Genomic DNA, 7859 nt, shown 5'->3' with positions numbered 1-7859 from the left:
TTTGCCCATGTTATTGTCTTGCGCCACCGGTAGCGAACAGTTTTTAGGGAGTGAAGCGATCGCATCTTACGCCACAGCTAAGGCCGTGATCCTGCCGATTCCCTACGAGGCCACCACCACCTATCGCAAGGGTTGTGAAACCGGGCCGGCGGCGGTGATTACCGCTTCCCAACAATTGGAAGCCTATGACGAGGAACTTAAGAGGGAAACCTGTTTAGAAGTGGGCATCTATACCCATGAGGCGATTGCAGATACCCGTCAGCAACCGCAATTGTCCGCCGAGGAGATGTTAGCCGTCACCACAGCTACAGTTTCCCGTCTAATTGCCGATGATAAATTTGTCGTCGCCGTCGGGGGTGAACACGCTATCACCACGGGAGTAGTACAAGCTTATCGACAGGCTTTATCTGACCCTTTTACTGTGGTTCAAATTGATGCCCATGGCGATATGCGTTTTGAGTACGAAGGCTCCCACCATAACCACGCCTGTGTGATGCGTCGGGTGTTAGAAATGGGTTTACCGACCTTACCCGTGGGAATTCGGGCTATTTGTCGGGAAGAAGCGGAATTAATCGCTAAACAGCAGATTCCCGTGATTTGGGATCGAGATATCGCCGGTGATCCGAATTGGATCGAAAAAGCGATCGCCAAAATTACCACCGAGAAGGTATTTTTAACCATAGACGTGGATGGCATCGATCCCGCTTTAATTCCGGGGGTGGGAACACCGGAACCGGGGGGGTTAAGTTGGCATCAAACCCTAAACTTTCTCCGTCGTCTTTTCCAAACTCATCAGGTGATTGGCTGCGATGTGATGGAATTGGCTCCGATTAGTGATTCGGTGGTCTCGGAATTTACCACTGCCAAGTTAATTTATAAGTTAATTGGCTATCAATTTACTTTCTAGGGGCTTGCCTAATTAGGAGCAATCGTGTTATAATAGCGATCCGTGCGGACGTATAGCTCAGTTGGTTAGAGTACATCGTTGACATCGATGGGGTCACTGGTTCGAATCCAGTTACGTCCATAAATTATCTGCCCTAGTCTTGGTCATAACCTTCATTTCTAATGATAGGATGAACGATCGAAGCTCTCCAGACAAATCCTATGACTAGCTTACTGCGCGACTTTTGGTATGTGGCCACACCGGCAAATAAACTGAAACCCGGTCAGCTAATGGCCAAAAAAATGCTAGGTGAACCGATTGTTGTTGGCAGGAGAGAGGATGGAGAAGTGTTCGCATTGCGGGATATTTGCCCCCATCGTGGCATTCCGCTGCACCATGGCTGGATTGAAGGGGATGGGGTGTACTGTTGCTATCATGGCTGGAAATTTAATACTAGCGATGGCGTTTGTTCTGAGATCCCCTCATTAACGGAACACGATCGCCTTGATATTAGCAGAATTTGTGTCACCAGTTATCCCTGTCGTGAAATACAAGGTCATATCTGGGTGTTTATTCCGGCAGACTCAAAAAGAGAAATTAATCGAGAAAATCTGCCCCCTGTGCCGACTATTGCCGATTTTGGCAAACTTACCCCCAAAATAGCCGAAACTATCACTTTTGACTGCAATATTGACCATGCAGTGGTGGGATTGATGGATCCGGCCCACGGTCCCTACGTTCATACTTCTTGGTGGTGGCGCAGCGGTCCGCGCCAATTTCGGGTCAAAGAAAAACAATACGAACCTGTTCCCCTCGGTTTTCGTCTTGCCCCCTATGATATGCCAGTAAGTGCGAAACCCTATAAAATTTTGGGTAATAAAGTATCGATTGAAATTGTTTTTGAATTGCCCTCGGTGCGTACAGAAATACTGCGAGGCGATCGCCATTTGGCCTGTGCTTTTACGGCAATTACTCCCATCGATGAAAATCACTGCGAAGTCCATCAAAGTTTATACTATACGATTCCTTGGTTGGCATTTTTAACCCCTCTTTTGCGTTATTTAACCCTACAATTTCTTAAACAGGATCGCGATGTGGTAATTAAACAACAGGAAGGACTTAGTCATCATCCGGCTTTGATGTTAATTGATGATGCCGATACCCAGGCCAAATGGTATTATCGCCTTAAGCAAGAATACGAAAAATCTCAAGCAGAAAAGCGGGATTTTGTCAACCCCATTAAAGCACAAATTTTACGGTGGCGTAGTTAGAATTTGATGATTTTATTTAGGTTCTCACTAAGGATTTATTGACACTGGTTTCAATTTGATAAATAGAGGAAAGGACGCTGCCTTGATGATTATTGACTAGATCGTATTTGACTTCTTGTAAATAATTAAAAATGGCATCTCGCAGAATCGGTTTTTCAATGTTTACCGTGTGCTGATAGTCCCATAAATCCCACACTATCAAACCAATTCCCACGATTGGATCGATTAATTCTGCCCCAAAACTACTCGCTACTGCTCCACCGGTTTTAGTGGCAATTTTCGCCCCCGTTTTTCCCGCTAGGGACAAATAAACTGTGCTGCCCACTTTCATCACTGGAATCAGAGATTTAACTCCCAAAGCAGTGGCACCACCGACTAAAAGTTTGATTGATGTGTTAGAAATATTGCCCTCGGTATCTTGAATTGTTATGGCTATATCACTAAGATAACGGTCCCATTTGCCTTGGGGAATTTGATAACTGGCCTGTATATTTGCCAATTCATTGCTTAAATTATTGACATATAAATTAACGGCATCTCTAGTAATTCTCTCTAGACGCAATTGGGCCTCTTGGGGACGAATTACCCTTTTAGTAAACTCGGTTTGAATAGTTTTGGTCAAATTTTCTGCCACCACCTGTTCTGGGGGTGGATTATCTGTATTGACCCAGTGAGCGATCGAGGAGTATAATCCACTTAAAAAGGCCTTGCCCTCAAATTGTTTTTGATTGAAATAGTTAAAATACCAAGGCAAAAAACCCTGATCTACTCGTGTCATCAACTCCTCCACCCATCCCTCAATTTCTCCTAGGGCGAAGTTTTGAGAATTTGCTCTCGCTGTCTGTAAAGCTTGGCTAATTTCTCGATCGATTTGACTGTTAGATTTTTGGGGTATAGTGATGGGAATCTCTAGGTTAGTTTCGGTAGCAACCCTAGTTTTTAACGGTTCATTGCCGGCAGTTCCTAGCCAAATTTTCCCTAAAAGAGGCACGATAACCACTAGAACAACTATAGCCCAAATTAACGGGGTGATCGCCTTAATCAGTTGACTGATCGCCTGAATGCGGTTAGTTTTTTCACTATACTGAGGTGGCTCAATATTCTCTTGTGAATCTGGCCTGGAGTTCATCAGCTAACCTACTTAAAATTATTAGATCATCGTTCTCGAAAAACCGCAGAAACCCCAAATTTCCGAGCGGTAAACTGGAGAAGCCATTATCGGGTAGAAGACAGCCAAGACCCGATAAATATCGGCAATTTCAGCGAATTTCTGCCTTCATCCGCTCAAGGGTTTGCTGCATTTGGTCGAACATCATTTGCGGAGTCATGCCAAATTGACCTAATTGGGTTTTTAGCTGTTCTACAGTCATTTGGGCGGAGAAATCCTCAGATAACTCGAAACGCTTCATAAATATCTTGTAGCGTTCCATTAACTCCTCCATCCTATCGATAAAGATGATTTTGCCCTCTCGATCGAATTTACCGTACTCGCTGCCCAGTTGTGTGAGAGACTGGTAATCCTCAAATAGCTGTCTAGCTTCCTGTTGAACCACTTCTGAGTCAAAGAATCCCATAATCTTAAAACGGCTTATCGTCGATAGTTATTCTCCATCCCATTTTATTTTAGCTGGGGAAAAAGTCTAGCTCCAACCCATTTACGGATTACCGTATTGGGGAAATTGAGAGGACCACAAACGGCCCCCCCGTCGCGGTTTAACCGTTGTCTCAGGGAGTTTAAGATTAAAAGTGAAAAATCAAAAATTGTCCTTTAACTGCCCCACAGTGGCTATTTCGCTCAATTTAGGCCGCAGCCCTTATAATTTGCCAAAACGACGATGACGACCCTGATAATCTTTTAAAGCGCGGTGAAATTGCACTCGATCGAAATCGGGCCAGAGGGTGTCAGTAACGTAGATTTCCGCGTAGGCCATTTGCCAGAGTAAAAAATTACTAATTCGCATTTCCCCACTACTGCGAATTAACAGATCTGGGTTAGGAATCCCGGCAGTATAAAGATACTGTTCAAAGAGAGATTCATCGATCGCTTCCGGGGAGATTAAACCCTGTTGCACCTGACGAGCGATCGCTTGACAAGCTTGCACAATTTCCTCTCGGCCACCATAATTAGTAGCTACCGTAAATTGAATACCGGAATTTTTGCTAGTTTCTGCTTGAGATTTAGTAATTTCCCGTCTTAAAGACTCTGGCAAGGCTGATAAATTACCAATAAAGCGAATTTTGACATTTTCCTGCATCATTTCCTCTAATTCGCGCCGCAAAACCCGCTCGAATAGAGTCATTAAAAACTCTACTTCTTCTAGGGGACGACCCCAATTTTCCGTAGAAAAAGCATAAGCGGTTAAAGCGGGAATCCCCCAGTCACGACAACAGCGCAGCAAGTCTTTGAGTGCATCCACTCCCCGTTGATGGCCCATAATCCGCGGTAAACCACGACTTTTCGCCCAACGACCGTTCCCATCCATAATCACTGCGACGTGCTGAGGCAAACGGTTTTTATCTAAATCCGTGGGTAATTCTGGTGACAAGCTCGGTTTAACAGTCATTTTCTATCTTTCGGGGTTGCTCTGGGCGAACGGGAGAATTTTTCTAAGATTAGACGACCTTTTAAGCCAATTGTACGCCCTAAACGTCCCCAACTCGGTGCGACCACTTCCCCCTCTCCCGACGGAGAAAACTTCGCTTCGAGAAGCTCTTTTAGTTTACTACTGGTTAAAGGCCGATCCAAATTACCCCCCGACGCGAGGGAAATCGAGCCAGTTTCCTCAGAAACCACAATACAGATACAATTATCTAGCCTTTCGGTAATGCCCATGGCCGCCCGATGACGGGTGCCTAATTGCCTAGAGGTACTGCGCTCCGATAGGGGTAGAATAACACCAGCGGCCACCACTCGATCGCCCCGAATAAATACGGCCCCATCGTGCAGTAAAGTTTTAGTTTGAAAAATAGTTTGAATTAATTCCTTAGATACTTGGCCATTGAGCGTCACCCCCGGATTGACAAACACCTTGGTGTCGAGATTGCCACTGGTTTCTAATACCATCAGCGCACCGGTGCGATTTTGAGATAGATCCTTCACCGCGTCCACTAACTCATCAATGACATTATCGGTCTTGGGAGTGGGGGAACTTTTTTTAAATAATTCCCACACTTGACCTTTGCCCAATAATTCTAAAAAACGGCGGAATTCCGACTGAAAAATCACAGCGATGGCCACCGCTGCCCCTAAAATCAATTTTTCTAGGACTAACCCTAGCAAGCGCAATCCTAGGGCATCGCTAATCACCGAGGCCAGCATTAAATAGATTAGTCCTCGCACCATCCAAAAGGTACGCCGCTCGCCGATAATTAGCAGCAGCATATAGGTAAGGAGGAGAACTAACCCAAAGTCTAGGACTGACAGACCATGGCTGAGAATCCAGGACAATAACCGGCGAGGGTCCAGAAAAAAACCCGACATGGGGGGACAATAGCGATGAGGTTTATATTAAGGAGAGTCGAGTGGGTAAGCGGTCTTGACGCAGCAAATCCGCCAGATTTTCCCGTTCAAGGATCAGATTAGCTTCTCCGTTTTGGACAATTACCGCCGCCGGACGGGGTAAGCGGTTGTAATTAGAAGCCATACTGTAGTTATAGGCCCCCGTGGCTAAAACCACTAAAATATCCCCCGGGTTGGTTTTCGGTAGCGTAATATCCTTAATTAGAATATCCCCAGATTCACAATGTTTTCCAGCTATTGTCACCAATTCCTGACATTCTTGACTCATTTTATTGGCAACCACGGCCCGGTAAACCGATTGATAGGTAATCGGTCGGGGATTATCAGACATTCCGCCATCGACGGCGATATAGGTGCGGATTTCTGGGATTTCTTTGCGATTACCCACTGTATAGGCCGTTACGCAAGCGGTGGCAATCAAAGAGCGTCCCGGTTCGGCAATAAGCAGGGGATAAGCGATACCTCTTTCCTGACAAGCTTTAGCCACTGCTAAGGACACCGCTTGCACCCATTCCTCGATACTTGGGGGGTCATCACTTTCGAGGTAGCGAATCCCTAAACCACCACCGACGTTTAATTGCTCTAGGGGTAAACCCCGTTCTAAACCTAATTTAAACCAGTCTGCCAAGACAGCGGCTAGGTCTTGGTGGGGTTGACGTTCAAAAATCTGGGAACCGATGTGAGCGTGTAAACCCAGACAATTCAGCACCGGATGAGCTAAAACATAGTCAAATACCGCTTCGATTTGATGAGGGTCAAAACCAAATTTACTGTCTAAGTGACCCGTGCGAATATATTCGTGGGTGTGGCACTCGATGCCGGGGGTTAACCGCAACAGCATCGGAATAGGGTTATCAGGGCGGTTTTCGCCTAATTTAACCAGATTTTCTAACTCTAGCCAGTTATCAACGATGATAATGCAGTTATGCTCGATCGCATATTCTAACTCGGCGATCGATTTGTTATTACCATGAAAGTATATCGGCACATCGGTTTTATTGATCTGGTCTAAAGCGGTTAACACTGTGTGAATTTCTCCGGCCGACACCACATCGAAACCTAATCCTTCACTAGCGACCACGGCCGATACGGCCAGGCAATTCCACGCTTTCGAGGCATAAATTACCCTAGATTCTCCGGGATAATGAGTCTGGAAACCTTGCAGATATTGACCACAGGCAGTGCGGAGGGTGACTTCATCGACAATATACAAGGGTGAACCGAAACGTTCCACTAGGGTGGTCACATCGCAACCACCGATTTCTAGACAATCGCGGTTATTAACCTTGGCTGTCAGGGGTAACAGGGTTTGATTCGGGGATAGACAATCTTGATAGGCTAAATATTTTTGTCCGGAATTGCTGATTTTAGGTTCAGTTGATAGCATGATCGGTGTTTTTTGTCAAGAAATCGATAATTTTTGTTACAATCTCCGTGCATCCCCGATTCAGTCAAGGGAATTTTGACCGTCGGTGATCTAGATATAGTCATTTCAATTAAGATTGAGAATATCAATGCCAGAGTTCATAAGGATCCAACCAGTCTAGATTGTATCAGACTTATCTGAAATGACTATAACCAAAATAGTTCTCTCTTTCACTTGACGACAAGTTCTAACCTTTCTCTGATCAGTAAAAATCCCTAGGAAATCCTGCTATACTTTGCACGGCTACAACTTGCATTTTTTACTCAAAGACAGCGCAAACTTCATTAATAATTTGTGTACTGATTAAGATATTTTCCCTGCTGGTTAAAGCGTTCGCTAGATCGCGTTTTCGCCTTTCTTCAGCATCGTTACACTCTGGATCTATTAAAAGACGGTATAGCCAGATATTAGAATCACAAAAATCAAGAGGATTGTCCATAATTATAGCTGATGAATTTCTTGCCGATTTAGTTGAAGAATACCTTTAACAGCAACGGGTTTTTGAGTTAATTCGGCAATGATTCCAGTGGTTGATATTTTTTTATTTTGTTTGATCACAATAGAACTCTTGCAAATTAATTATATGTTATAGTGATGGGTTAACTAATTTTCCCAAAAAAATTAGTTAACCAGTACATTCGTCCTGAATGAAAACTTGAAGTTTAACTTTTAACTCAAAACTCTTTAGATATGCTTTAATTTGGTTATCAAAACCTCTTTATTTAAGCGGCACAAACTATCTCAATTTTTATAATT

General features: G+C 44.4%; 8 protein-coding genes and 1 tRNA gene. 3 read left to right on the top strand and 6 right to left on the bottom strand.

Features of this window, described 5'->3' with window-relative positions:
- Positions 1-7 precede the first annotated feature (7 nt).
- The 3 genes from speB (at position 8) to IM462_RS01250 (ending at position 2157) form a co-directional block, all read left to right on the top strand.
- Entirely contained in the window at positions 8-907 is a 900-nt protein-coding gene (gene speB / locus IM462_RS01260; protein WP_287703561.1) for an agmatinase, read from the top strand.
- A gap of 46 nt (positions 908-953) precedes the next feature.
- A tRNA-Val gene (locus IM462_RS01255) sits at positions 954-1027 on the top strand.
- An 80-nt stretch (positions 1028-1107) separates the two neighbouring features.
- A complete protein-coding gene (locus tag IM462_RS01250; RefSeq protein ID WP_287703560.1) occupies positions 1108-2157 on the top strand; it encodes a Rieske 2Fe-2S domain-containing protein in 1050 nt (349 codons plus the stop codon).
- Between the two features lie 16 nt (positions 2158-2173).
- Here the strand turns inward: IM462_RS01250 and IM462_RS01245 are convergent, their stop codons facing one another.
- From IM462_RS01245 to IM462_RS01220, 6 genes are all read right to left on the bottom strand, one after another.
- Positions 2174-3286, bottom strand: coding sequence for a hypothetical protein (locus IM462_RS01245; protein WP_287703558.1), 1113 nt, complete (start codon positions 3284-3286; stop codon positions 2174-2176).
- 130 nt (positions 3287-3416) lie between these two features.
- The gene (locus tag IM462_RS01240) at positions 3417-3731 is read right to left on the bottom strand and encodes a DUF1825 family protein (protein WP_002738222.1); all 315 of its coding nucleotides are present in this window, start codon (positions 3729-3731) and stop codon (positions 3417-3419) included.
- A 240-nt stretch (positions 3732-3971) separates the two neighbouring features.
- The gene (gene uppS / locus IM462_RS01235; RefSeq protein ID WP_287703556.1) at positions 3972-4721 is read right to left on the bottom strand and encodes a polyprenyl diphosphate synthase; all 750 of its coding nucleotides are present in this window, start codon (positions 4719-4721) and stop codon (positions 3972-3974) included.
- A complete protein-coding gene (cdaA, locus tag IM462_RS01230) occupies positions 4718-5638 on the bottom strand; it encodes a diadenylate cyclase CdaA (RefSeq protein WP_002799082.1) in 921 nt (306 codons plus the stop codon). Before cdaA ends, uppS begins: the two co-directional genes overlap by 4 nt.
- Before the next feature lie 22 nt (positions 5639-5660).
- A complete protein-coding gene (gene lysA / locus IM462_RS01225) occupies positions 5661-7064 on the bottom strand; it encodes a diaminopimelate decarboxylase (RefSeq protein ID WP_287703554.1) in 1404 nt (467 codons plus the stop codon).
- 298 nt (positions 7065-7362) lie between these two features.
- Positions 7363-7542, bottom strand: a complete 180-nt coding sequence (locus IM462_RS01220; protein WP_287703552.1) for a PIN domain-containing protein — start codon at positions 7540-7542, stop codon at positions 7363-7365.
- Positions 7543-7859 lie beyond the last annotated feature (317 nt).

It is taken from the genome of Microcystis sp. M144S2, from assembly GCF_020246065.1.
Lineage (GTDB): Bacteria > Cyanobacteriota > Cyanobacteriia > Cyanobacteriales > Microcystaceae > Microcystis > Microcystis ichthyoblabe_A.
The sequence above is the reverse complement of the archived record's forward strand: the minus strand, read 5'-3'. Positions and strand labels throughout refer to the sequence as shown.